Source organism: Ignavibacteriota bacterium (genome assembly GCA_016707525.1).
GTDB lineage: Bacteria > Bacteroidota > Ignavibacteria > UBA10030 > UBA6906 > JAGDMK01.
On the sequence record JADJHP010000012.1, the window covers coordinates 130,773 to 155,029 of the forward strand.

Here is a 24,257-nt window from a genome sequence, read left to right on the forward strand (position 1 = left end):
CCACCATGAAATACATTCTTAGCCTCCCCCCGAATCTGGTGGACACCTTTCACCGGCTCGAATGCAAGGACACGCGCCATTGGTTCGTGACGTCGGACCCGAACGGGACACGCATCGGATCGGGCGGAGGCACATCGCACGCGTTGAGTGAATGCTGGAGGCGCGATGTTGCCGGGGGAGGGGCAGACGCGCCGGCGAACGTTGGCGGGAGCGGCGCCCTTGCGGATTGGCTGGCGAAGGAAAAGAAGATCATCATCCATGCCGGGGGGCTGAGCCGCAGGCTCCCCTCGTACGCCCCCTCGGGGAAGATCCTCACCCCGCTGCCCGTGTTCCGCTGGAGCCGCGGACAGAGCCTCCAGCAGAAACTGCTGGACCTGCAGTTGCCGCTCTTCGAGAAGATCATGGGCTCCGCTCCTGACCGGTCCAATACGCTGATCACGAGCGGTGACGTGCTGATCTGGAACGAGGGCCCCATTCCCGACATACCGTCGGCAGACGTCGTGTGCTTCGGCATCTGGACAGAGCCGGCGAAGGCGACGCATCACGGCGTGTTCTTCCTCGAACGGAGTCAATCCGGCAATCTGGCATTCATGCTGCAGAAGCCCTCGACGGAGAAGATCATCGAACTCTCCAACCGGTACGACGAGTTGATCGACATCGGGGTCTGGCTTCTGAGCGATAGGGCAGTGCAGGTGTTGATGAAGAAATGCGGCTGGCGGGATGAGGCCGGGACGTATGCGAAGGGTGTTGCCGGATATTACGACCTGTACAGCGACTTCGGGTTGGGGTTGGGTTCGTTGCCGGCGAAGGAGGATGCGGAGCTCAACGCGCTGACCACGGCGGTGGTCGCGCTGGACAAGGGCGAGTTCTATCACTTCGGGACGACCAACGAGGTCATCGAATCGAGCGTGGCCCTGCAGAACCGCGTGCTGAATCAGCGTGCGATCTGGCACCGCAAGATCAAGCCGCACCCGGCCATCTTCGTCCTGAATGCGAAAACGGACGTGCCGTTCACGGCGGACCATCAGTACCTGTGGATCGAGAATTCGCACATCAGCAAGGACTGGAAACTCGGGAAGAATCAGATGATCACCGGGGTGCCAGAGAATGCGTGGGCGCTCGAGGTGCCGGACTCGATCTGTCTGGACATCATTCCCATCGGCCCGGATGCATACTGCGTCAGGCCATTCGGATACACCGATACGTTCAAGGGCGATGTCGGGCGACCGGAGACCGCGTGGATGGGCCGGCCGTGCGGACACTGGTTCGCCGCGCGGGGGCTCGCCCGCTCCGGGTTTGCGCCGGACGGCACCGACATCCAGTTCGCGCGGATCTTTCCCGTCGTTGGACGGGACGCGCTGACCGGCTCGTTCGTCCAGTGGATGATCGGTGGGGGAAGCAACGAGGATGCAGAGAGCAAGGCGACGTACCTGGGTGCTGCCAAACTGTCGGCCACGGAGATCGGGAATGCCGCCGACCTCCTGCGACTCCAGGAACAGCGCTCGCTGTACTGCAGTATCACGATCCCTCTCATCGCGCAGAATCACGAGTATTCGATCTTCTATCAGCTGGACCTCGACAAGCTTGCCGACGACTATCATGCGTTCGGGATCACGCTGCCTCCGGACCTCGGCAGCGACGCCCCGCTCATGAAGCGCATTCACAGTTACATGTTCAAGGCACGCGTGGCGGACCTGCGGAAGGAGGACGGCAGGGCGTACGAACAGAAAGCGTTCGCGCTCCTGAAGGACTCCATCATCTCGACGTGCGTGCAGAACAGTGCTTCTCCACGGCTGACGCTCATCCGCGACCAGATCATCTGGGGGCGGAGCCCGGTGCGCATCGATCTTGCCGGCGGGTGGACGGATACGCCGCCCTACTGCCTCATCAACGGCGGACGGGTTGTCAACATTGCGCTGAACCTCAACGGACAGCCACCGATACAATGCTTCATCAAGCCATCGGCCGCGCCGAAGATCATCCTCCGCTCCATTGACCTCGGGGTGGAGGAGATCATTTCGACGTACGACCAGCTCAGGCATTTTCATAAAGTGGGATCCCCCTTCTCGATCGCAAAGGCGGCGCTCTCCCTCGCGGGGTTCACTCCGGAATTCTCCGGGACCCCGTACGCCAGCCTGGAGGCGCAGTTGGAGCACTTCGGCGGTGGGCTCGAGATCACGACGCTTGCTGCGGTGCCGAAAGGTTCCGGGCTGGGCACGAGCAGCATCCTGGCCGCGACGGTACTCGGCACGCTCGCCGAGACCTGCGATCTGAACTGGGACAATGCGAAGGTTTCGCAGATGACCCTGGTGCTGGAGCAGCTCCTCACGACGGGTGGCGGGTGGCAGGACCAGCTGGGCGGCATCATGCAGGGGATCAAGATCATTGAAACCAAGCCGGGACTCGAGCAGTTGCCCGTGATCCGCTGGCTGCCCAACCAGCTTTTCACCGATGTGGAATACAAGTCGTCCATGCTCCTCTATTATACAGGGATCACCCGTGTGGCGAAGAACATCCTGGCGGAGATCGTACGTGGCATGTTCCTGAATTCCGGCCGGAAGATCGGGCTGCTGGAGGAGATCGGCGATCATGCGGCGGACACGTTCGACGTGATACAGCGGGGCGACTATCGCCACCTGGGGCGGCAGATCGAGAAGAGCTGGCAGCTGAATAACAAACTGGACGCGGGGACGAACACGCCGGAGATCCAGCGGATGCTCGAAAGGGTGGCGCCCTATGTGATCGGAAAGAAGCTCGCCGGCGCTGGCGGCGGGGGATTCATGCTCATGCTTGCCAGGGACAGCGACGCGACGAAGAGGATCCGCGAGATCCTGAACGCCGAGCCGCTGAACGCCAACGCCCGGTTCGTCGACTTTCAACTGTCCGAAACCGGCCTGCAGATCTCGCGGAGTTGAATCACGGGTCTTCCCATCACTTGAAGAGATGAAAGCACTGCATGAGAATCTTGCTCCTCCTGCTCGCCGCCGCTGTCGTATCCGGCTGCCCCTCGAACAAGAATTCCGATAGCTATTCCCGCAAGGCATCCGGACATCCGGTGCGGGAGACGGTGGTATGGCAGCCCGTTGCTCCTGGCATCTGGACGTCGGACATCGGAACACCCGAAACCGTGGATCTCCTCGGCATGGCGGGCAGTACGCCACGCATGGATGCGCTGGCGCGCAAGGGAGCGGTCGCGTTCCCGTTGCAGGGGGCCGATATCTCCTCCGTGGTCCACGATGGCAAGACCTATCTGCGGTTTCCGCTTGACGACAGCGAACAGATCTACGGACTCGGGTTGCACTTCCAGAGCGTGCACCAACGCGGGAAGATCTTCCGGCTCCATGTCGATCACTATGGTGAACAGGACAATGGGCGGACACACGCGCCGGTGCCGTTCTACATTTCGAGCAAGGGGTATGGCGTCCTGATCAACGCCGCACGGTATATCGATATCTGGGTCGGTACGGCGGTGCGAAAAGAGAGCCCTCATCCACCGAAAGCCCGGGACCGGACGACCGATCCGGAGTGGTCCGCTCAACCGCCATCGGATGTCGTCGAGATCCTCATCCCTGCGGACGGCGTGAGCGTCTATGTCTTTGGCGGGCCCACGCCGCTGGACGTGGTCCAGCGCTACAATCTTCTGTGTGGAGGGGGCGTGCTGCCGCCCAAATGGGGCTTGGGCTTCTGGCAGCGTGTGCCAACGGCATTTGCCGAAGCCGACGTGCGGAAGGAGGTCGAGGCATTCACCGCGCACGACTTCCCGCTGGACGTGATCGGCCTGGAGCCGGGCTGGCAGAGCCGGGCGTATCCATGTTAGTACGAGTGGGACCCCATCCGCTTTCCGCATCCCGGGCCATTCGCGCAGGAGATGATGGACCGGGGATCCGTCTCAATCTGTGGGTGAACCCGTACGTGTCCCCCGAGGCATCCATCGCCGGCCCGATCGCGCCGTACACAGGATCACATACGGTATGGTGCGGCACCGTTCCGGACTACACCCTGGAAGGTTCGCGCACGATCCTCACGGATCATTTCACGAAGCATCATCTCGCCTACGGCGTCAGCGGATACAAGATCGACGAATGCGATGGCTTCGACTCCTGGCTCTGGCCGGACGTCGCGACATTCCCCTCGGGGCTGAGTGGAGAGCAGATGCGGCAGACCTATCCGCTTCAATTGCAGCGCATGGTCCACGATCTCTACCGCCGTGAGGGGAAGCGGACCTACGGTCTGGTGCGTGGCTCGAATGCAGGTGCCAGCAGATTGCCGTTCGTCCTCTACTCCGATTACTACAGCCATGCGGGCTTCCTCACTGCGCTGGTGAACAGCAGTCTGGCAGGTGTGCTCTGGACCCCCGAAGTGCGGAGTTCGAAGACCGGAGAAGAGTGGTTGCGCAGGATGCAGTTGAGTTGCCTGTCGCCCGTTGCGATGGTCAACGCATGGGCCGATGGTACGAAACCCTGGTCGTTCCCGGAGGTCTTTCCCGCTGTTCGTGAAGCCGCACTGCTCCGGAGCCGTCTGTTGCCGTACCTGTACACGGCGTTCGCGAGGTACCAGCGTGATGGCACGCCGCCGTTCCGCGCAATGGTGCTGGAGCCCGGCTTCGCACCGGGGCCGGAGGCGACGGGCGAGTATGTGAACGCTGCGCGGCGGGAGATCATGAACCAGTATATGATGGGGGAGTGCATTCTGGTCGCACCCATGTTCGCGGGTGAGAAGCAGCGTACCGTGGTGCTGCCTCAGGGGAAATGGTATGACTTCTACACCGGCCTGTACGTCGGAGAGGCGCAGACGATCACCATCATGCCGGGGTTGGAGAAGATCCCGATGTTTGTGAAGGATGGCGGCATGATCCCCATGATCGCCGCACAGCGCCAGATCTCGCGGCTGGGGGCAGGCATCCCGCTCGAGATCCGGCACTACGGGACGGCGGAAGGGACAACGTCCGTGTACGATGATGACGGATCGACGTTCGCATACGAGACCGGAGCGTGTACATGGAAGGAGATCCGTGCAGCGCGTCAGGCCGACGGGACCTTGGCCGGGATGACGGGTGACACGACCGGGGGAACCCCGTGGTCGTACGGAGCGATCTCGTGGACGTGGATGTCGAAGGCGGGCGCGGGCAGATGAGCGTTATGAGACGGGATGGCCGGGGATCTTCCGGCCATCCGGTCTCCATGATCCAACCGAGAGTGAGAAGTGATCGTTCGATCCCGCGATGGGCGGGAGCGGACGCGCACGGTGCGCAGACAATCACAGCGGTCGGCAGGGGCGTTGAAACCCGTCGATCCAGAGGATACTACACAATGAGAAGCTGTATCAGTTGGCTTGTCGCAAGCATGCTGTTCCTCTCTGCATCCGCCGGTGCCGGGGTCACGCTGAGGGAGAAGCTGGGACAGATGGTGATGATCACTGTGACCGGAGACTCGCTGGAGGAGACCGGACCTTCGATGGATACCCTGAAGAGCGATCTCGCGCATCGACTCGTCGGCGGTGTGGTCATGTTCGTGTGGAGTGAGAATCTGGCTACCCCGGCCCGCATCGCCCGCTTCACCGGTCAATTGCAGGCTCTCGCCCATGTCCCGCTCCTGCTTGCCATCGATCAGGAGGGGGGAAAGGTGGCACGTCTCAGCGCATCGAACGGGTTTGCTGCATCTTCCACGGCGTACGATCTGGGAACGGTCCTGAACCAGGAAGGCCCCACGCGGGGCAATGCGTCCATGATGGCGGACTGGTTCGTCCAGACCGGTTTGACGATGAATCTTGCACCGGTCGTCGATGTGAATGTCAATCCTGCGAGCCCTGCGATCGGAGCCCTCAAGCGGAGCTTCTCCGCAGATGCCGCGACCGTGGCCCGGCATGCGTCGTGGTTCATCGACGAGTTCCATGCAAAGCGCGTGTTGACGGCGCTCAAGCACTTTCCCGGACATGGGAGCGCAAAGGCAGACTCGCATCTTGGCTTCACGGACATCACGACGACGTGGACCGATGCAGAACTCGATCCCTACAGGGCGCTGCTGGCGGAAGGGAAACCTGATGCGATCATGACGGGTCATCTGTTCAACCGCTCGATCGACTCCGTCTATCCTGCGACGCTCTCCTACGCGACGATCACGGGGATCCTCCGGAACCAGCTCGGGTTCGATGGGGTGGTGATGAGTGATGCGATGGGGATGAAAGCCATCACGTCGCACTACGGACTCGATGAAGCGATGGTCCTTGCTGTGAATGCCGGGGTGGACCTTCTCCTGTACACGACGAATCGCGATAGCGCGGGGAATTCCCTCGCCCGCAGGATCGTGGATGTGCTCGAGCGGCATGTGCAGGAGGGGACCATCGCTGCGTCGCGGATCGATGCGTCGTATGCGCGCATCATGGCGTTGAAAGGATCTTTTGTGACCGGTGTCGTTAGGGCGGGGTCTCTGGACCTCCCTTCGGCAATGCGTCTCTCGAATTACCCGAATCCTTTCAATCCGGTGACAAGTGTGCAGTACACGCTGCGCAGTGATGGGCCGGCGAAGATGCAGGTCTTCGACCTTCTTGGACGTGTTGTGGCAACACCGGTCGACGGATATCACCGTGCAGGTGTGCACACGGTGCGCTTCGACGGCACCAGCCTTGGGAGCGGGATGTACATCTGCCGGCTGGAGTCCGCCGGAGCCACAGCGACCCACCGACTGGCTCTGGTGAAGTGATGATGCTGCGGCCGGCCGGCGGTGTGGTGTGGCTTCCGGCGACCTGACACAGTACCTGGTGTCCTGCGATCTCTTCTGCCCTTCCCGCAACCGACACAATCAACGATGGATGATAGGAAATGCACGTATGCCTGAGAAGATGAATCACGTTGAACGGTTTCGCGCCGTAATGAACTTTCAGCCTGTCGACCGGTTGCCGCGCTGGGAATGGGCGATGTGGTGGGACAGGACGATCGAGCGCTGGCATGGCGAAGGACTGCCTGCCACGCACACAGGCGTGTTCGAGATCCATGACTATTTCGGCCTCGACCCCTACAAGCAGTACTGGTTCAGCACCACGGATGCGACGATCGAGGCGGAACAGCACCATGTCGAGGGGCTCGTTTCGACCATGGACGACTATCTTGCGCATCGTCCGTACCTGTTTCCCGACCATGGCGATGCGATCCTGGGGATGAAGCCATGGCTGGCCCGGCAGGCCACCGGCGACGCCGTCATCTGGATCACACTCGAGGGCTTCTTCTGGTTTCCGCGTACATTGATGGGCTTCACCAAACTGATGCTGGCCTTCTACGATCAGCCGGAACTGTTGCACCGGATGAACCAGGATCTGCTCGACTTCAACCTGGCCATCCTGGATCGGATCGAGAGGATCGGCCGTCCGACATTTATGACGATCGCCGAGGACATGTCGTACAACAACGGCCCCATGATCGGCAGGGGGGTGATGGACGAATTCATGTCGCCCTACTACAAAAAGCTTCTGGCCCGTGCGAAGGAGATGGAGATGCTGACCATCGTGGATACGGACGGCGACGTGACGCTCCTTGTCCCATGGCTGCTGGACAACGGGATCGAGGGCGTGCTGCCGCTGGAACGGCAGGCTGGCGTCGATGGGATGTCCTTGCGCTCTCAATTTCCGAACCTGCGAATGGTCGGCCATTACGACAAGATGGTCATGCCCCACGGTGAAGATGCCATGCGGGCGGAGTTCGAGCGGCTCGTGCCCCTGATGAAGTCAGGCGGGTTCATCCCGAGTGTCGATCACCAGACACCTCCCGGCGTCTCGTTGGAGGAGTACCGGGTCTATCTCCGGCTGCTGCATGAATACATACGGTAGCGAGAGGTGATCGTACTTCCCCATAGGAAGAAGTGCAGTCGAATGTTCTGTGGATGTCGAAGGAGCGATGCGGCAGGTGAGCGAGTGGTTCTGACAACGGACTCACGGAACTCTGATGATCATTGAATGGAGCGATGCGGGTCCGGAATCGCAGATCCGTGGGCGATCCGAGCAACGGGGAGAATCTCCTTGACAACCCCTTTGCATTGGAGTACTCTATGGATCTTCTGACCGTGGCGTACGGTCCGGCACCTCGCGAAGCCTGGAGAGAAAGCCGCAAGAGAAGGGCTCCTGCGAACCGCAAGGCATGAGCTGATATGTGAGGTGTTGCCCTCACACACTGGAGCAAACACATGTTGAAGACTGCGATGATAGGAACCATGATCCTCGTATCCCTGACCGGCTGCTCGCATGACATTCACGTTGCAGTGACGGGCGATGATTCAAACGACGGTTCGGTTTCCCGTCCCTTGAAGACAATATCCATGGCTGCCCGGAGAGCACAACCCGGTGATGTGATCACCGTTCATGAGGGTGTGTATCGCGAGCGGATCGATCCACCACGAGGGGGAACTTCGGATGTGGACCGGATCGTGTTTCGTGCTGCTCCAGGAGAGGAAGTCATTCTCAAGGGGTCGGAGGTCATGACAGGCTGGGAAAGAGTGCAGAATGATACCTGGAAAGCAACCATACCCAATCGCTTCTTCGGGGATTTCAATCCGTATGCGGATCTGATCAAGGGAGATTGGTTCGATCCTCTGGGACGCGAACACCACACAGGCGCCGTATATCTGAACGATCACTGGCTGACCGAGGCCGCGACACTGGATCATGTGTTGCAGCCTGTCGGGAACGCGGCCATGGCCTATGATCCTCGTTTCACCGATCATTTGCTGGACATCACCTGGTTTCGTCCGGTGCACGATCATGCCCAACGGATCCCGGCTGCGAGTTTCAGCGATCAGCATGGGGTCGGCACGGGGCCATGCGTGGAGGGAGGAGAGTGCATTGGAAGGATCAATCAGGATGACTGGGTGCAGTACAAGAAGGTGGATTTCGGTGAAGGAACCAGCGAGGTGGAGTTCCGGGCAAGTTCTGGCAATGTCCTCGGAGGTACCATCGAGATCCGCGTCCACGATCCGGAGGGAGAACTTCTGGGAACATGTGCGATACCCACGACGCATGGCTGGCAATCCTGGAGATCGTTCACCGCAGAGATCAAGAACGTGCGTGGCATTCAGCAGGTGTGCCTGTTGTTCAAGGCACACGTGGAGGACAACGATCCCGATCTCCGTTTATGGTTTGCCACGGTTGATGACAGCGTGACGAGCATTTGGGCGCAATTCAAGGATGGAGACCCGAATAGCGATCGGGTCGAGATCAATGTCCGTCAAAGCGTCTTCTACCCGGAAAGACCCGGGATCAACTATATCACGGTGAGCGGTTTCACCATGATGCATGCCGCAACGAATTGGGCGCCGCCCACGGCCGAACAGGTCGGTTTGATCGGCACGCACTGGAGCAAGGGCTGGATCATAGAGAATAATGAGATCAGCTATTCGGTGTGCACCGGTATCACTCTTGGCAAACATGGCGATGGGCATGACAATACTTCGGCAAATTCCGCTGAAGGGTATGTCAAGACGATCGAGCGTGCACTGGCAAAGGGTTGGTCCAAAGAGAATATCGGTCATCATATCGTACGCAATAACCACATCTCCCATTGCGAACAGGCCGGCATCGTCGGCAGCATGGGAGCCGTGTTCTCACAGGTCAAAGACAACACGATCCATGACATTCACGTGCGTCGGCTGTTCACCGGTGCGGAAATGGCCGGGATCAAGTTTCATGGTGCGGTGGACACGGAGATCAGCGGGAACCACATCTATAGATCCTGTCTGGGCATCTGGCTTGACTGGATGACACAGGGCACGCGGGTGTCGCGCAATGTCCTGCACGACAACGGTCCATCCCATGACATATTCGTTGAGGTCAATCACGGACCATTTCTCATTGACAACAATATTCTGCTCTCGAACCCAAGCATGTTGGTCAATTCGCAGGGTGGAGCGTATGTGCATAACCTGATCGCGGGTCAGGTCAATGTCCTGTACGGTGAGAAGCGAAAGACACCCTATCTCAAAGCGCATTCAACAGAAGTTGCGGGGCTGGCTCCCAACCCCAGTGGTGATGAGCGCTACTTCAATAATATCTTCGTCACGTATGGTCTGCTCGAGTATGACCGGGCCGCGCTGCCGGTGTTCATGAATGGCAATGTGTTCCTCAATGGTGCCACGCCTTCGACGCATGAGGCCCAGGCGATCGTCAATGCTGGCGCCGATCCCGGGATCCAACTCATCGAGAAGGATGGCGGCATCTCTCTGCGCATGGTCATCGATGGATCCTGGATGAAAGGTGAACGGCAATTGGTGACGACGCAACTCCTGGGGAGAGCATTCACGCCGCAATTCTCCTACGAAATGCCGGATGGCTCTCCGTATGTCATAGGCAAGGATTTCCTGGGTGAAGACCGGGATGCTGCTGATCCAAAGCCCGGCCCATTTGAATTCAAGAGGGAGGGTGAGCAGGTATTCAAAGTACGATAATAATGATTCAGGGGTGTTACTGATCCCTGATGATTGCCGAATGCGGCATTGGGGAGTCGGGCTCGAAGAGTTGAAGTCGGCCAAAGGTGCGAAGTTGACTACTTGAAGATCCCGCGTGTCGCCATATCTCCATCCAGTCCCATCCCGGGGGAACGATGGAACTTTCTTCAGCACTGAGACAGGTTACCATGAAAAGAGTCGCGCGATGGATCGTGGCCACGCTCTGCGTCCTCTCGTTGCGGGCGCCTGCCCAGGAGGAGGTACGCCTCTCCTCCCCCGGCGGCCAGTGCGAGTTCACGTTTCGTATGATGCAGGGTGTCCCTCAGTACGCTGTCTCTTTCAAAGGCAAGGCGCTGATCGGGTACTCATCTCTGCGCCTGTGGTTCTCGGACGGCGGGCTGTTCGGGAACCGTCTCGTCATGGGCACGCCGGCGTTTGAAGAAGTCGATACGGCCTATACTCTGATCGTTGGCAAAGCCAGCCGCGTTCCTGATCGATATCGGGAGGTGCGGATCCCCCTTGAGGAAGGCGGCGGGGCACACCGGCAGATCATCGTCGTGGCCCGGGCATTCGACGACGGCATTGCGTTCCGCTACGACTATCCGAGGCAGGACGGGTGGTTGTCCTATGCACTGACGGAGGAGCGCTCTGATTTCAACATCACCGGAAATCCTACGCTGCGGACTCTGTTCTTGCGCAAGCATACCACGTGACATGGGGTTCTGCACGGTAAGCTCCCCGGGCCAGGACCACCCCCCTTTCCCTCTGATTCCCGACGCTTCCAGGATGGATTAGCTACTCTTTCATCTCTTTGGTCGATTCCATTCGATGTGCAGCTTCAGCATACTTCTGTACAGGCCAAAGAGGCCTCGCCCATTCCCGGGAGCCGGTATTTGACAAAGCGGGAAGTGCACCCATTCGGAAGAGGATGGCCTAACATTACTTCGCGGTGGGCCACCTCGTCTACCGTCACAGTCTCGAAGGAGACGACCATGAAACAGATTCGCATTACACTGTCTTTTCTTTTCCTTGCGCTTTTGACCTTCCAGCTGGGTATCGCACAAGAGTCAAAAGGACGCTGGGCAATTGGATTTCACGGCGGTCTCAATACGTGGTACAACGACTACAACCATCGCGTTTTCGGAGCGGGTGGGGAGTTTATGCTGCGATACGGCATTAGCCGTGGATTCTCAGCCGGGCTGCTGGTAGGCTACGAAGAACTTACGGCCACGCAAGACCCCCCGCTGATCTCTCCCTACGGCTATTTGAAAGTCCATGCGATACCAGCTTCATTCGTCGGATGGGTCCATTTCGCTCCCGGCCGATCCGTCAATCCCTATCTCTACGCTGGCATCGGCGCGATGTACTATAAACGATCAAGCGGAGCAATAGATATCCCCGATAGCAAACTCATTCCGACGATCCATATTCCACTTGGCATCGGTCTCGAGGTGTTTCCTTCCTCAAACATCTCCCTTGTCGTTGACGCTGGCTATCGCATAACGGATGCGTACACGGATGCACTAAAACTCAGCAAGACCGATGGATATGCCACGGTCAAAGCGGGCGTGAACATTTACATAGGCAGAAGCGACTTAGGTGATGCGGATAAGGATGGGCTCACGAATGGTGACGAAAAAGCATTCGGAACGAATCCTGACAACGCCGATTCTGACGGTGATGGGCTCAATGATGGCTATGAAGTCCACAAACTCAAGACCGGTCCTCTCAAAGTTGATTCAGACGGCGATGGCCTGAACGATGGTGACGAAGCCCTCAAACACCATACGGATCCGGCCAAGGCCGATACCGAAGGTGACGGTTTGAGCGACGGTGACGAAGTCCTCAAATACCACACCGACCCATTGAAAAGTGACACCGATGGGGACGGCTTGAGCGACGGCGATGAGGTCGTGAAATTCAAGAGTGATCCTGTGAAGGTTGATACCGACGGGGACAAGCTGTCAGATTTTGACGAGGTCCAGACATACAGAACAGATCCGGCAAAGGTGGATGCCGACACTGACGGTCTCTCGGACTTCGTTGAAGTGACAAAGCATAAGACCAACCCGTTGAAGTCGGACACGGATGGCGGTGGCATGTCAGACGGCGAGGAAGTGACACGAGGGACGAATCCTCTCGATCCGAAAGACGATGTGGTGAAAGAGACGATCGTACTTGAGAAGGGTAAGACAGCCATTTTGAAGGGAGTCAATTTCGAGTCCAACAAGGCAACATTGACGATGGATTCGGAAAACACTCTCGAAATGGCATACAATGCTCTCGTTGCCCAGCCGGACGTCAAGGTTCTCATTGTCGGTCACACTGACGCCGTTGGATCTGACGCGTACAATAAGCAACTGTCGTTCCGCAGGGCGGAAACCGTCAAGAACTGGATGGTTGTCAAAGGCATATCGGCGCGCCGGATGAGTGTGGCAGGGAAGGGCGAGATTGAGCCGATCGATTCCAATGAGACGGATAGCGGACGCGCAAACAACCGGCGGATCGAATTCCGCGTACTGCAATAGCACCACGGTGAGGCATGTGTGATACAACAGAAGGCTCAGGAGCGATCCTGAGCCTTTTCTTTGGATCCCCTCACGTGCTGGATCTTCCGTACAATGCCGCAATTGCCCACCCCCCCCCGGTTCCCAAGCGGAAAAGCGGCGAGTTGGTATCTCCGCGCCATGAGTTGTCCGATCTGCCTGCAACTTCTTCACATCTGCAACGAATACAAAGTCTCAGTCCCGATCGTTATCACGTGTTCTCGCCCCGTGTGGGGCATATGCACGAGGCAGGAGGCAGGTGCTGACCGTCATCGCAGCACCCTGTGCTGCCGGATTGGATCGGGTCTCTGGATACGCGTCACGTTCGATGAGGTGTCGATCCACGGTTGCTCAATCAATGGAAGAGATACATCCCATGCAAGGAGATCCCTCATGAATGGCATCGTCATCCTCGGCTGTTTGCTGGCCGTCCACTCCGTGGCATATGGCAAAGACATCGTCCGGTTCGATCTTGGAGACCTGCTTCGGAAGGACGGTCTTACGGTGTTCAACCGGCATGTTGAGCCAGTGCCGGATCCTTCGAAGAACGGGCTGGTGTTGAGCGAAGAGTACGGCGAAGGGTTGGTGTGGATCAACGGGGTGTCATTTTCAACGGGGACCATTGAGGTGGATCTGAAGGGGCAGAACATCTTCCAGCGGAGCTTTCCCGGTATCGCGTTCCGGGGGGCCGATGATTCGACGTTTGACGCCATCTACTTCCGGCCGTTCCATTTCCTGAGTACGGATTCCGTGCGGAGGACGCGGTGTGTTCAGTACATAAGTCTTCCACAGTACACCTGGCAACGATTGCGGGAAGAACACAACGGCATGTATGAGCATGCGGTGGATCCTGCGCCTGATCCGGACGACTGGTTTCACGTCCGGATCGTCGTGCGCAAGGATGAAGCCCTGGTGTACGTGAACAATGCGGAGAGGCCGAGCCTGCGCGTGCATCTTCTGAGCGACAGGAAGCGGGGGATGATCGGGCTGTATACCGCTGACCGCTCGGGCGGATCATTCGGGAATCTGTCCATAGAGACAGAGTAGCCGGTGCGCCCATGAACCGACGCCTGCTCCGTGGGGTCCTGGAAGGCCTTTCGGATTCATTGACAATCTCCTTGGGTTTTGGTAACGTCATGCGTGCCCTGCCTGGGAAGGAGCCTCTTCTGTCCGGAAGGGATCGGGATGCATTTGTCCCGTGGCACAGCGACTTCCTGCGCGGATGGAACCGCGACGAAGCACTCAATCCGATCGGTCATTGGCTCATGGATAAGGATAGGCCGGCTCTCTTTTTTACGCTGATTTGTGCATTGCAGATCCTGGTCTATCTGTTCAAGGTCGATCTGGATGCCTGGTCCGTTCAAGAATACCTGCATGAGCCTTATGAGACCTTCACTGAATTGCCGTTTGCAGAGCATGGAACCCAAAGGGACTGGACCATCTTCTGGTTGTCGCCGGAAATGGATGCTCCGGATACAGCAAACGACAGATGTGAATGGAGTGCCCTTTGGCGTTCTCTCCGCCTCGCGGAGAATATCCGTGTCACTGTCCTGCTGAATCAGCAGGAGCTGGTGCTTTCGCCTGCGCGACAAATTGTTTCCCGCCTGCGGATCCAGAACATATCGCACAAGTCCTCGGCTGATGAAGATCTGAATCGTCGTTTGCTTTCCTGAACGAATGACTTGATCTCATCAGGTACCGTCACCAACCAGAGGACAATTCCATGTCTGCACCTATCGAGGAGCATCAGGCGGTCAGCACGTCAGCAAAACCGTCCAGGAATACCCGCAACGTCGCTAAATTTCTACTCAGAGGATTGGGTGGGATCACCCTTTTGGTAGTGGTCTTTGCTGGGTGGATCTATTTTTCTCTTTTCTCTGGTCCCGGGCAGATGGAGATGTCCGATGGTCATCCATTCAGATCGACGGAAGCAAGAGAGCGATATCTGGCATTCGAAGACAAGATGGCCAGAAGGTGGCCCGCCATTTCCGAGGAACGGTTGGTGCAGACTTCGTTTGGCAGGACGTTCATGAGGATCAGCGGCCCCGTCGACGCTCCACCGTTAGTGTTGTTGCCGGGAGGCGGCTCAAACTCGTACATCTGGAGCGCAAACATCGCGGCCCTGTCCAGGGAATTCAGGACCTATGCGCTCGACAATATTTGGGATTTCGGGAGGAGCGTTCCCACTCGCAGGATCGAGAGTGGCCGCGACTTTACCGGTTGGCTCGACGAGTTGTTCGACACTCTTCGTCTTGGCAACGACATTCGGATCATTGGATATTCCTACGGGGGTTGGGTCGCTTCTCAGTACGTGCTCGACCATCCTGGGCGACTGAAGGGCGCTGTGCTCATGGCTCCTGCGTTCACCGTCTTGCCACTCCCGAGTGCATATATGTGGGGCATGGTGTCCACCCTTCTCCCGGTACGGTACTTCAAGGAAAGGATGATGTATTGGGTTTGGAAGGATCTGGCCGAGAGGGGTGAGGAGGGGAAGGCACTCGTGGACGAAAGAGTAGAGTATATTACGATCGCCTACAGGAGTTTCAAATTCAAGACGCCTGTCAATCCGACGGTCCTCAGCGACGCTGAACTCCAGGGGATCAGGGTTCCCGTGCTGTACATGATCGGTGAGCATGAAACCTGCTATGATGCAGACAGCGCCGTCAGTCGTCTCGCGAAGATCGCTCCGAGGATCGAGATCTGCTTCATTCCAGGTACCGGACACGAATTGATGTTCACCCACACGGATGTCGTCAATCAGAGAATCCTTGAGTTCCTGAAGCCTTGAATCATATTCGATCGATCTGGCGCTCCGGCGAATACGCCACCGCGTGGCTCATGGTGGGCACAACTTTGGTGCAACACTCCGGCGCAGATGCTGCAGGAAATGATCGGCTCCAAGGTCAGGCGGTTGCCGTGCCCGCCTCCGGGACCAGATGTTGCTCAGAAGGCCCGGGGGCGGATCTCATTGTGACGGTCATCGTGCAGCAGTCGATGTCCTCTTGTCTTCATTGATGTCTCAGCTCTTCTCCCTTGAAGGGCGCTTTGAAGTACTTCGCCACCGCTGCATTGAACAGACCAGGGTTTTCCCTTGTCACGTAGTGGGTTTCGCCGGGGAAGATGCACAGGTTCGCTCTAGCGACATTCTGGTAGATGAGCATCGTGTGCTCAAGTGGGATAATATCCCTGTCCGTGGAGAGGACGAGGACAGGACACGTGATCCTGTGCAGTTCTCCAGGTGAAATATGCGGCTGGAATTCCATGAGTCGGTTGCGCTGTTGGACCACCCTCCAGTCTTTACTGGCGTCCTTCCGTGCAAGCATCTCCTCCGCCTGCTTTCTATTCCGTACCACCTCGTCGTAGAAGAATGGATAGAGCGCTGTCGTGTCCGGAGTGAGGTTTGCTGCAAACGCAGCGACCTTTCGTATCCGCTCCGGATAGAACTCAATGCGACGGGGGTCTGGCAGAACCCTGATGATCCTGGAAATCGCTCAGCCAAGCCAGAAATGAGGAGTTTCTATTGACCCGTCAGGCTCCTTGACATTCTTCCATCTTTGAACTAGTATTCCCTCACCTGTTCTCTCTCACACTGCTTGCCGATATCCGCGATCGGAGATCGGCTGCAAGCGCTTTTTGAGATCGATTGCCCCCCCCTTAGTATTGTAGCATTCCCTCTCACACTTCAGCCGCTTTCTCAGGATACTCCGACCCGTGAATAGTGCAGGCGATGCTCTATGATTGCGCCCGTTTTTCGTGGGGTACTCCATGAAACCCATCACAGTCGTATTCCTTCTCTTCTGTCTCCTTCTCTCGTGCGTTCGTTGCACAGCGCCGGTCGAAGGATTGAGCTCACTTCCATCGACCAAGACTCAAGTTCAAATCCCCTGGCCGGGTCTAGCGGATTCCCCATGGCCGACATTTCTTCATGATCCCCAGCACAGAGGGAGAAGTCAATATCGGGGTCCTCAATTTGGAATTGTCGAGTGGACCTTCGAAACGAACCATTACATCTACTCTTCCCCCGTGATCGGGCCGGATGGATCAGTCGATTTTCAGTGTCATGATCAGTACCTGTACGCAATTACCAGTACTGGTGGATTGTGATGAGGCCTCTTTTATTCCCATGGACGGAAGGGGTTGATCTGTTTCATGGCGTATCAGGCTTCGATCATGTGGGCAGCCTTCACAAATCAGGAGAGAACTAATGAACAGGTTGATCTTCTTGACGCGCCTATGCGCTTGCCTCTTGTTGATCGTGGGAATCAGCAGGAGTGAATGGACCAGGGTCCGGCGACCGACAGGTGAGGTCCTTTCCTTGGCGTCCGCTGGCAACACTCTCTGTGGTGTGGGATTCAGAGGGAGATTGCTGTCTACGATAAATGCCGGCGAAAGTTGGACAGATCCAAGAGGCTCCCACCAATATGATTTCTACCGGAGCACATTCTACTCATTAGCATTCTTCCCGGAGGTGTCGCTCATTGGGGCGAGCAATGGCCAGATCCTGATCCAAACACCCGGCCAGCTAAATGATTGGATACGTGCGATCGTTGGAACTGATGATATTCACTCCTTTGCAGAATCAAGAGGGAATGCTGGTGTCAGATTTATTGCTGGAGGATTTGGAGGGGGCATTCGGGTAAGTGACGACTCTGGAAAAACCTGGGCGGCGTCGAATGGGGGGCTTGCGAATCTGAACGTTACATCACTTGTGAGCGGCTTGCCGCTCCCGGATTCGAGCGGGCAAATGGTTTTTGCGGGGACGTATGGGAATGGAGTCTTTGCATCCACCGACAATGGGCAGAGTTGGTTTTCACGGGGCCAGACCATTTCGTCGTTTCAAACTACAGCAATGACGGCTGCACACAGTGGAATCTATGTGGCCGGGAGTGGCGGAAAAGTGTTCCGTTCGTCAGATTGGGGTGCCAGCTGGCAAGAGCTGGGGACAGGCTTACCTTACACTGAACTCCTGTGTGTTGGGACAGTGGAAGATGGCATAGAGGAATGGGTCTATTGTGGAACCGTCGACGCTGGGGTGTGGCGCTGTCCTGCATCCGGAGGTACGTGGGCACCAATGAACTCTGGATTGGGGAACCTGCGGATCAATGACATCGAATTGAATGGCGAAGGTCTCTACGCCGGCACGTATGAAGGTGTCTATCGGTCATATGATCGTGGAGTATCGTGGGCTTTCATCGGAGAAGACTGGATCCGCCAACCATCCGTGATTCATGCATTGCCTGCGCCCGGGCCTGTTGGAAAGGACGTACTTCTCGCAGGAGCCTCTTTATACCAGAATGCCTGGAACTACTTCAGTACAGCATTGTCGACTGCGGACGGCGGTGAAAACTGGGATACTACGGCGGCGCTGTTTACTGCAAAGGTGGTGTCAATTGCGCATCACGATGGCCTGCTCATGCTCCTCTCCTATGGGACCATTGACATGGGTCCTGAAGGTGGTTTGCATGTATCAAGTGATATGGGAACGACATGGGAGCATAGACCGCTCGACATCATGTTGCCGACGTTGTTCAGCTCGATGTCGGTCGTATCAAGAAAGGATGGTTTGGGACTTGACTCGTATGTTGGCACGAATGGAGGGCCGGCCCCTGGGGTGTTCTTCTCCAGTGACACCGGGCATTCGTGGAGAAGGATCCGCGGTCGTGGCGCCAATTCTATCGACGTCATCGACTCCTTCCTTGTGATCCGGACAGGCGATTCGACACTCAGAACATCTGATCGCGGCACGACCTGGGCCGACATTACGCCAAATGTTGGATCGAACGTAATACTTTCCCTTGTCAATGATGGAGAGAGACTCTTCGGTTGCACGTCCCATGATCCGGCAACACCGGGCTCCGGCGGAGTGTGGATGACCTCGGATGCGGGAAGTACCTGGCTTCCGGCAGGTCTTGAAGGGAGCACGGTGACCTCATTGGTTCCTGTCGACAACCACATTCTTGCCGTTGCCGATGGAAAGATCTTCGCAACAAGGCGAGAGGGTTTTGAATGGGTCGAAGTCACTGATAATCTCTTTGGGACGACGGTTGGAATGATCACGGCAACTCCTCAGTATTGCTACGCCATGGGAATCAACGGAAGGAGCATTTGGAGGCGGCCGATGACAGAGATTCTGCAGCTGTTCACTGTCGTGCCCGCGGCACCTGCTCTCGTTGCGCCAATGAACGGAGCGACGGACCAGCCTGTGTCCTTGAGCCTTCAATGGACAACGCCAGCCCTGACTTCTTCGTTCAGGTTCCAATGCTCACAAGATTCGACTTTCTCCGGAACTTTTGTGAGTGATACCTCGCTTGTTGATAGTGCTCTGGTCGTTGGGACACTGGAAAACTCGCGGACGTACTATTGGAGAGTTCGGGCAGCCAATCAGACAGGAATTGGGCCATGGTCAGCCATTCGGTGGTTCACAACGATCAAGACCATCGTCGCTTTGCCCGAGATGATAGCTTTGAGCACACCACACCACAGAGCCTCCATCGGGAAAGACTCGGTTCGGGTTGTCTGGAGGGCCGGGATGCCTGAGATTCAACGATACTGGATCGAGTACGCCTCCGATTCTCTTTTCACATCCCGGTCGGTTGATTCCACTGTGACGGACACTACTCGTGTGATACGAAACCTTCTGACGGGCCATGAATATTGGTGGAGGGTGAAAGCTTACAACGATGCAGGGTGGGGGCTATTTAGCGACCCGCGATCATTCTCAGTCACGATCACGGGACTGGATCGCGGTGATCTTATCCCGCATGAGTTCGTACTGTTCCAGAACCATCCCAACCCATTCAATCCAACAACCAGCATTCGGTTTGGTCTGCCGAAGGCTGCCTTCGTGCGTCTTGATGTCTATAGCATACTTGGGGAGAAGTTGAGATCGATACTTGATGAGGAACGCTCGGCGGGCTATCACGAAGTACAATTTGATGCCTCAGGATTTGCCAGCGGCGTCTACTTCTACCGTCTTGAAGCAGGTGTGTTCGTCGAGACCAAGCATCTCCTGTTGCTCCGATGAGCGCCAAGGTACACTCGTCCGAAAGGAGAGATCCGGTCAGGGCTCACATTGTCTACACACCACCACACTTCTGTCCTACTCTACAAGGCCAAGGTAAGGTGCTGTCATTCTTGTTCTGTGAAAGTCAGGACTGCGGTAGAACCCTATCAGCCGCCTAGCGGGGGGCGGTCGTCAGCAGAAATGCGAAACGACAAGCCACCCGATAATGTAGCCATTGTGGGCGCTATGCAAACGAGTGGGCTGCAACGCAAGTGAACCCACGTGTAGCTTCGTAAAGAGTACTGAGAGGGACGAGCCTCTAGCGAATGGGCGAAGTCAGCAGTGATGATCTGATAGATAGGGAGATAAGGATCATCGTCGTGACGTGGATGCCGTCAACAACGAAGGACAGAGCTGGGTGATCGTTCCGTATGGGACTCCCAACACCCACTTGAAGCTCAGAGATCTCCGCGTTGACTGTGCCGCTGAACGAAGGAGGAAAGTTCATCGGAGGACTGTTCACGGAACCGTATGGGGAAAAGTTCACGTACGGTTTGACGAGGGGTCACCAGAAACGGGGGGCAACTCGCTACCGCCCTGGTGACCTACTCTACAGGGGCAACTTGACGGACAGCTGCTGAGGGGGGGGAGTTCTGCACAACAGTAGAGCCCGTCCAGCGAAGCGGGACGGGCTCTGATTATCCATGATCCATGGAGAATGGATAACTGATAATTCAAAAGCCCGCCGAAGGCGGGCTTTTGTGGCGGGGCGGACGGGGGTCTGGCAGAACACTGATGATCTTCGAATGTGCTGTTCTGGGGGCAGAATCGAATGTCTCGAGTCGACCAGAGTAACTTGTGAGAATGCTTCTCTGAGATTTCTCCTGTGAGATAGCTCCGAAATAATAACTTGATTTTCAGCGAATGGGATTCTATCTTCAATTTGTTGTTTCGCCCTTTGACAAGAAGCCTTTTCATCGCTCAGATGTGAAGGCTTCTTTCGTTTCGGCACGGGGAGGGGGTGCTTGTCGGGGCCGCGAACGATGGATGCAGAGGGGGGGGCCGAAGAGAATAGTCCTTCGGGTATCAGCATTCATGGGGGAATGAGAATGAACGTCTTTGCGTGCGCCTCCCGCTTGGTCTTCCGAATTCCGCTTATCTTCATCCTCGTCGTAGCCTCAGGATCTGCTCTCTCGCAAGTTGTTATCCGTGAGCGAATTCCGATTTGACCCTCGGGTGTTCAGTCGAGCATTGCATCAACAGGTGACCCGGCGAGCGAGGCGTACATTGTCGCGCCCTCTAGCGGGACATTGCAGATCACAGGTCTCTACGCAGATCACGCAGAGGCGATGATTCCTCCGAATGCATGCCTAGTTACCACGTCTCCTTTGGTGCAACGGTCAGATTCGATTTGGTCATACTGCAGTTCCAGATATTTTGGACGATGGTCATTTGGTTTTGGGGAATACTTCAACGAATGCGCGGGGAGACCTGTCCTGGTAAATAGCTTTGCAACTGTGGAGGGATTTGATCGCACGATATTCTTTCCCGTCCAAGGCGGCGACACCGTTCGTTTTGCCTATTGGTCCGGGAATTTCGTCGATAGGTGTGAAGTATCTCAAGGGGCGACAATTTGGAATGTTCATCTGTTCAGACGGTCGGGTTGCTATCCAGCAGATTCCGTAGTTTTACGGATCCAGTTCGCATATGCTGATTCCGGGTTCGCAAAGTTGGATGTCCAGGCGCTACGAGACACACTAGTCTTCGGTGATACCACAGAGTTCATGACGCCGATCGCAATTGTCGCCAAATCAACGGGTGGCAGAGAAGTCAAGATCCCTGATACAGTCAGTATCTCTATCGCTATTAACGGGCTCACCAATGGGGATGGGAACAAGGCAGTGCTAAGGGGGCCGCTAGGCGATACATCGACCGTTCTTACTGGAATTCAGTATCATGATGCTAGAGCAGGCAAAGTCAGAGTTGTCAGTACATCCCGACCGTCGCCAGCTTTCGCGAGTTTTCTGGTTGAGGCGTCGGCTCCGGGGCAGAGCGCGACTGGCGGAGGAGACACTATAGTCCTTAAGAGGAAGTTGATTTACTCGAGATTCCTGCAGGGTGACCCGGCTTGGAAGGACTCGATCTATGATAGCACGCCGGATTCTATTGGGAAGTGGGGTTGAGCTCTTTCGTGCATGGCGATGATTCTGAAGGCCTGGGGAGTTGAAGCCAATCCGCTCACGCTGAATCGCCACATGATCTCAATGGCTGCAGATGGTTATACTCAAAATGGTGGCGTCAAATGGGAAGCCCTAAATGGGTATCCAGGTAACGGCAGTGTTCGGTACAACACGCAAGTTGGAAAGGCGAGAAAAGATGGGGGAGCACCTATCGCACTCAATTCCGTAGATCCCTATCTCAATGATCAATACTCAGTCATTGGTGAGGTTCGCAACTGGTCAAGCCGCGAACAGAAGTACCATACACATTTCGTGGTTATTTCTGAGAAGACCACAGAAGGGCAGTATCTGATAGTCGATCCGGGTCCCTCTATGAAGCCACGCTTAAGTGACTATGAGGGGATTCTCTATAGAGTCATATTGTACAAGCGGAAGAAATGAAGTAATTCGGTGTATGGTTTGGAGGACATCGGCAACACTGATGGTGCAGGCTCGATCGAGTGGCGGAGTTGCTACGTTACGACGGAAGATCCTGACACGCTTCGGAGCGGTAGGTATGCTCTCCTTGTTTTTGCCGCTAGGGACACTACTTCACGAGTTACCCTCCATGTCTACAGGGGTGGTCAGCTTACTATCCTCTACGCAAACAGCGTTGGAAATGATGTCCGGCCGCTTGAATATCAGTTCACGTTTACCAACGACTCAACGGTTGGCATTACGCTCAACGCAGTGAGTGCCGAAAGAGTGGTTTCCGTGGGTCTTTCTCAAGTGGGGTGGGGTAGCTTGTCAGCGAAGGTACGCCCATCTGTCAGCTTCAGCTCCAGCGATTCGATCCGGAGCTCACTATTGACTGTTCGGTGGAGGGCTGGAGGAGGCTTTAATCTCGGAGCGTTGACATCGTCTGCCTTTGGTTTCGCCAAGTACGGTGACACGCTCACCCAGGGTGGTTACACCTACCAGAAGTTTCGCACCGTTCAACGAAGTAGCCTAAATTGGCAGTCAGGCCAGGAATACACACTGTTCGAAATTGCCGTGAATAGTCCAATGGCATCGGACGATTTGAAACTCACCAATTCTCTCTCCGACGCCAGATGGTTCATGAACATCAACTACTCTGATAAAACTGATTCGGTGTTCTACCAACCAGTCGCCAAGGGCTTTGCTTTTCAGAACAGATCGGCTGGAAGTGCGGGGACAGCGTACTCCGGTGAGCGACATGTGGCCCTCCATGGCACCAAATTCCATGAAGTCTTCGAAAGTGCAGGCGAGATCATCTACCGAAGAAAAGACCTCAATGCGGCATCGTGGGACACCACGACCAGAATCAGTGCTGGGAACGGAAGCAATAATGACGCAAGTATCGTCGTGGCACACGACGGCTCGGTCCACGTTGTCTGGCAACGGCAGCTCAATGCGAACGCCTTTGCCCTTTGGTATAACAAGAGCACAGACGGAGGGTTCACATGGGGAACTCCCTTCCGCCCTGCCAGCGCGGAAAGCGTCGTGATAATCCAGCAGAATCAATGGAACATTTATCCACTCCACGGGAACTAGGGACGTCCCAGCTTGTGGCGGTAGTGTGCACTAATAATGGTCCTCGCTATCTGAAATCAACAAATCTTGGAACGAGCTGGACAAGTCTGGCTACGATCCCCAATGTGACGAGTCCCTCATATGTCTGGCATCCGAGCCTCGCGCCCGGTAGCAACTTCCTGTTGCTGAGCTACGATACACGATACTATGGACTGTTTTCGAAGAAGTACGACGGCACTAATTGGCTCGCGGAATTGAACGTAGCCAGTGGTGTTGGAACATTCTATGATAGAAATTCATCCGTGGCTGTCGACGGGGTCGATGTACCGCACATCGCCTGGGCAGCCCAACGCTCGGGGCGGAGCGAATACCGCATCATCTACAAGTCGGGCACTTCAGGCGCAACAGCCTGGAGTGCCTACTATACGGAGTTTCCTTTCTCAACGGGTATTTCAGATTATTATCCTACGATTAGTCCACAGCGACGAGGCGGGACGACCTGGCGGATCGATGTGCTTTATGCCAATACGGCAAATCAGGTGCTGCTCAACCAGCAGACCTACTCATCTTG

The 24,257-nt window shown here is 56.4% G+C and carries 13 protein-coding genes and 1 pseudogene; 13 read left to right on the forward strand and 1 reads right to left on the reverse strand.

What is annotated here, in order from left to right; all coding sequences use genetic code 11:
• Positions 1–5: 5 nt before the first annotated feature.
• The 10 genes and pseudogenes from fkp (at position 6) to IPI01_18010 (ending at position 15,758) form a co-directional block, all read left to right on the forward strand.
• Positions 6–2,915: a bifunctional fucokinase/L-fucose-1-P-guanylyltransferase gene (gene fkp, locus IPI01_17965; GenBank protein MBK7259647.1), complete on the forward strand. Its 2,910-nt coding sequence runs from the start codon at positions 6–8 to the stop codon at positions 2,913–2,915.
• A 41-nt stretch (positions 2,916–2,956) separates the two neighbouring features.
• Positions 2,957–5,133: pseudogene (locus IPI01_17970) on the forward strand (DUF5110 domain-containing protein).
• Positions 5,134–5,309: 176 nt separating this feature from the next.
• On the forward strand, positions 5,310–6,698 hold the full coding sequence (locus IPI01_17975) for a T9SS type A sorting domain-containing protein (GenBank protein ID MBK7259648.1): 1,389 nt from the start codon (positions 5,310–5,312) through the stop codon (positions 6,696–6,698).
• A gap of 127 nt (positions 6,699–6,825) precedes the next feature.
• Entirely contained in the window at positions 6,826–7,818 is a 993-nt protein-coding gene (locus tag IPI01_17980) for a hypothetical protein (protein ID MBK7259649.1), read from the forward strand.
• A gap of 380 nt (positions 7,819–8,198) precedes the next feature.
• Positions 8,199–10,424, forward strand: coding sequence for a carbohydrate-binding protein (locus tag IPI01_17985; GenBank protein MBK7259650.1), 2,226 nt, complete (start codon positions 8,199–8,201; stop codon positions 10,422–10,424).
• Between the two features lie 188 nt (positions 10,425–10,612).
• Positions 10,613–11,137, forward strand: a complete 525-nt coding sequence (locus tag IPI01_17990; protein MBK7259651.1) for a glycoside hydrolase family 97 N-terminal domain-containing protein — start codon at positions 10,613–10,615, stop codon at positions 11,135–11,137.
• A 279-nt stretch (positions 11,138–11,416) separates the two neighbouring features.
• Positions 11,417–12,952 (forward strand): OmpA family protein, encoded by a 1,536-nt coding sequence (locus IPI01_17995; GenBank protein MBK7259652.1) that lies wholly within the window; start codon positions 11,417–11,419, stop codon positions 12,950–12,952.
• Between the two features lie 411 nt (positions 12,953–13,363).
• A complete protein-coding gene (locus tag IPI01_18000; protein ID MBK7259653.1) occupies positions 13,364–14,017 on the forward strand; it encodes a hypothetical protein in 654 nt (217 codons plus the stop codon).
• Between the two features lie 11 nt (positions 14,018–14,028).
• Complete coding sequence (locus tag IPI01_18005) at positions 14,029–14,643, forward strand: hypothetical protein (GenBank protein MBK7259654.1); 615 nt, start codon at positions 14,029–14,031, stop codon at positions 14,641–14,643.
• A 218-nt stretch (positions 14,644–14,861) separates the two neighbouring features.
• Positions 14,862–15,758, forward strand: a complete 897-nt coding sequence (locus IPI01_18010) for an alpha/beta hydrolase (protein MBK7259655.1) — start codon at positions 14,862–14,864, stop codon at positions 15,756–15,758.
• A 220-nt stretch (positions 15,759–15,978) separates the two neighbouring features.
• On the opposite strand, the gene IPI01_18015 is transcribed toward IPI01_18010, so the two are convergent.
• A complete protein-coding gene (locus tag IPI01_18015; GenBank protein MBK7259656.1) occupies positions 15,979–16,293 on the reverse strand; it encodes an alpha/beta hydrolase in 315 nt (104 codons plus the stop codon).
• 881 nt (positions 16,294–17,174) lie between these two features.
• Here IPI01_18015 and IPI01_18020 point away from each other — a divergent pair.
• The 3 genes from IPI01_18020 to IPI01_18030 all read left to right on the forward strand — a co-directional run bounded on the left by IPI01_18020 (position 17,175) and on the right by IPI01_18030 (position 23,707).
• Entirely contained in the window at positions 17,175–19,994 is a 2,820-nt protein-coding gene (locus IPI01_18020; GenBank protein ID MBK7259657.1) for a hypothetical protein, read from the forward strand.
• Positions 19,995–22,168: 2,174 nt separating this feature from the next.
• Entirely contained in the window at positions 22,169–22,594 is a 426-nt protein-coding gene (locus IPI01_18025; protein MBK7259658.1) for a hypothetical protein, read from the forward strand.
• A gap of 450 nt (positions 22,595–23,044) precedes the next feature.
• Positions 23,045–23,707, forward strand: coding sequence for an exo-alpha-sialidase (locus IPI01_18030; protein MBK7259659.1), 663 nt, complete (start codon positions 23,045–23,047; stop codon positions 23,705–23,707).
• Positions 23,708–24,257 lie beyond the last annotated feature (550 nt).

Bases quoted from the DNA above. Each gene is read 5' to 3' on its own strand.
- IPI01_18015 (MBK7259656.1), bottom strand. From the start codon at position 16,293: ATGCTTGCACGGAAGGACGCCAGTAAAGACTGGAGGGTGGTCCAACAG.
- IPI01_17980 (MBK7259649.1), top strand. From the start codon at position 6,826: ATGCCTGAGAAGATGAATCACGTTGAACGGTTTCGCGCCGTAATGAAC.
- IPI01_18025 (MBK7259658.1), top strand. From the start codon at position 22,169: ATGGCGATGATTCTGAAGGCCTGGGGAGTTGAAGCCAATCCGCTCACG.
- IPI01_17985 (MBK7259650.1), top strand. From the start codon at position 8,199: ATGATCCTCGTATCCCTGACCGGCTGCTCGCATGACATTCACGTTGCA.
- fkp (MBK7259647.1), top strand. From the start codon at position 6: ATGAAATACATTCTTAGCCTCCCCCCGAATCTGGTGGACACCTTTCAC.
- IPI01_18020 (MBK7259657.1), top strand. From the start codon at position 17,175: ATGAACAGGTTGATCTTCTTGACGCGCCTATGCGCTTGCCTCTTGTTG.
- IPI01_17995 (MBK7259652.1), top strand. From the start codon at position 11,417: ATGAAACAGATTCGCATTACACTGTCTTTTCTTTTCCTTGCGCTTTTG.
- IPI01_17975 (MBK7259648.1), top strand. From the start codon at position 5,310: ATGAGAAGCTGTATCAGTTGGCTTGTCGCAAGCATGCTGTTCCTCTCT.
- IPI01_18000 (MBK7259653.1), top strand. From the start codon at position 13,364: ATGAATGGCATCGTCATCCTCGGCTGTTTGCTGGCCGTCCACTCCGTG.
- IPI01_18005 (MBK7259654.1), top strand. From the start codon at position 14,029: ATGAACCGACGCCTGCTCCGTGGGGTCCTGGAAGGCCTTTCGGATTCA.
- IPI01_18010 (MBK7259655.1), top strand. From the start codon at position 14,862: ATGGAGATGTCCGATGGTCATCCATTCAGATCGACGGAAGCAAGAGAG.
- IPI01_17990 (MBK7259651.1), top strand. From the start codon at position 10,613: ATGAAAAGAGTCGCGCGATGGATCGTGGCCACGCTCTGCGTCCTCTCG.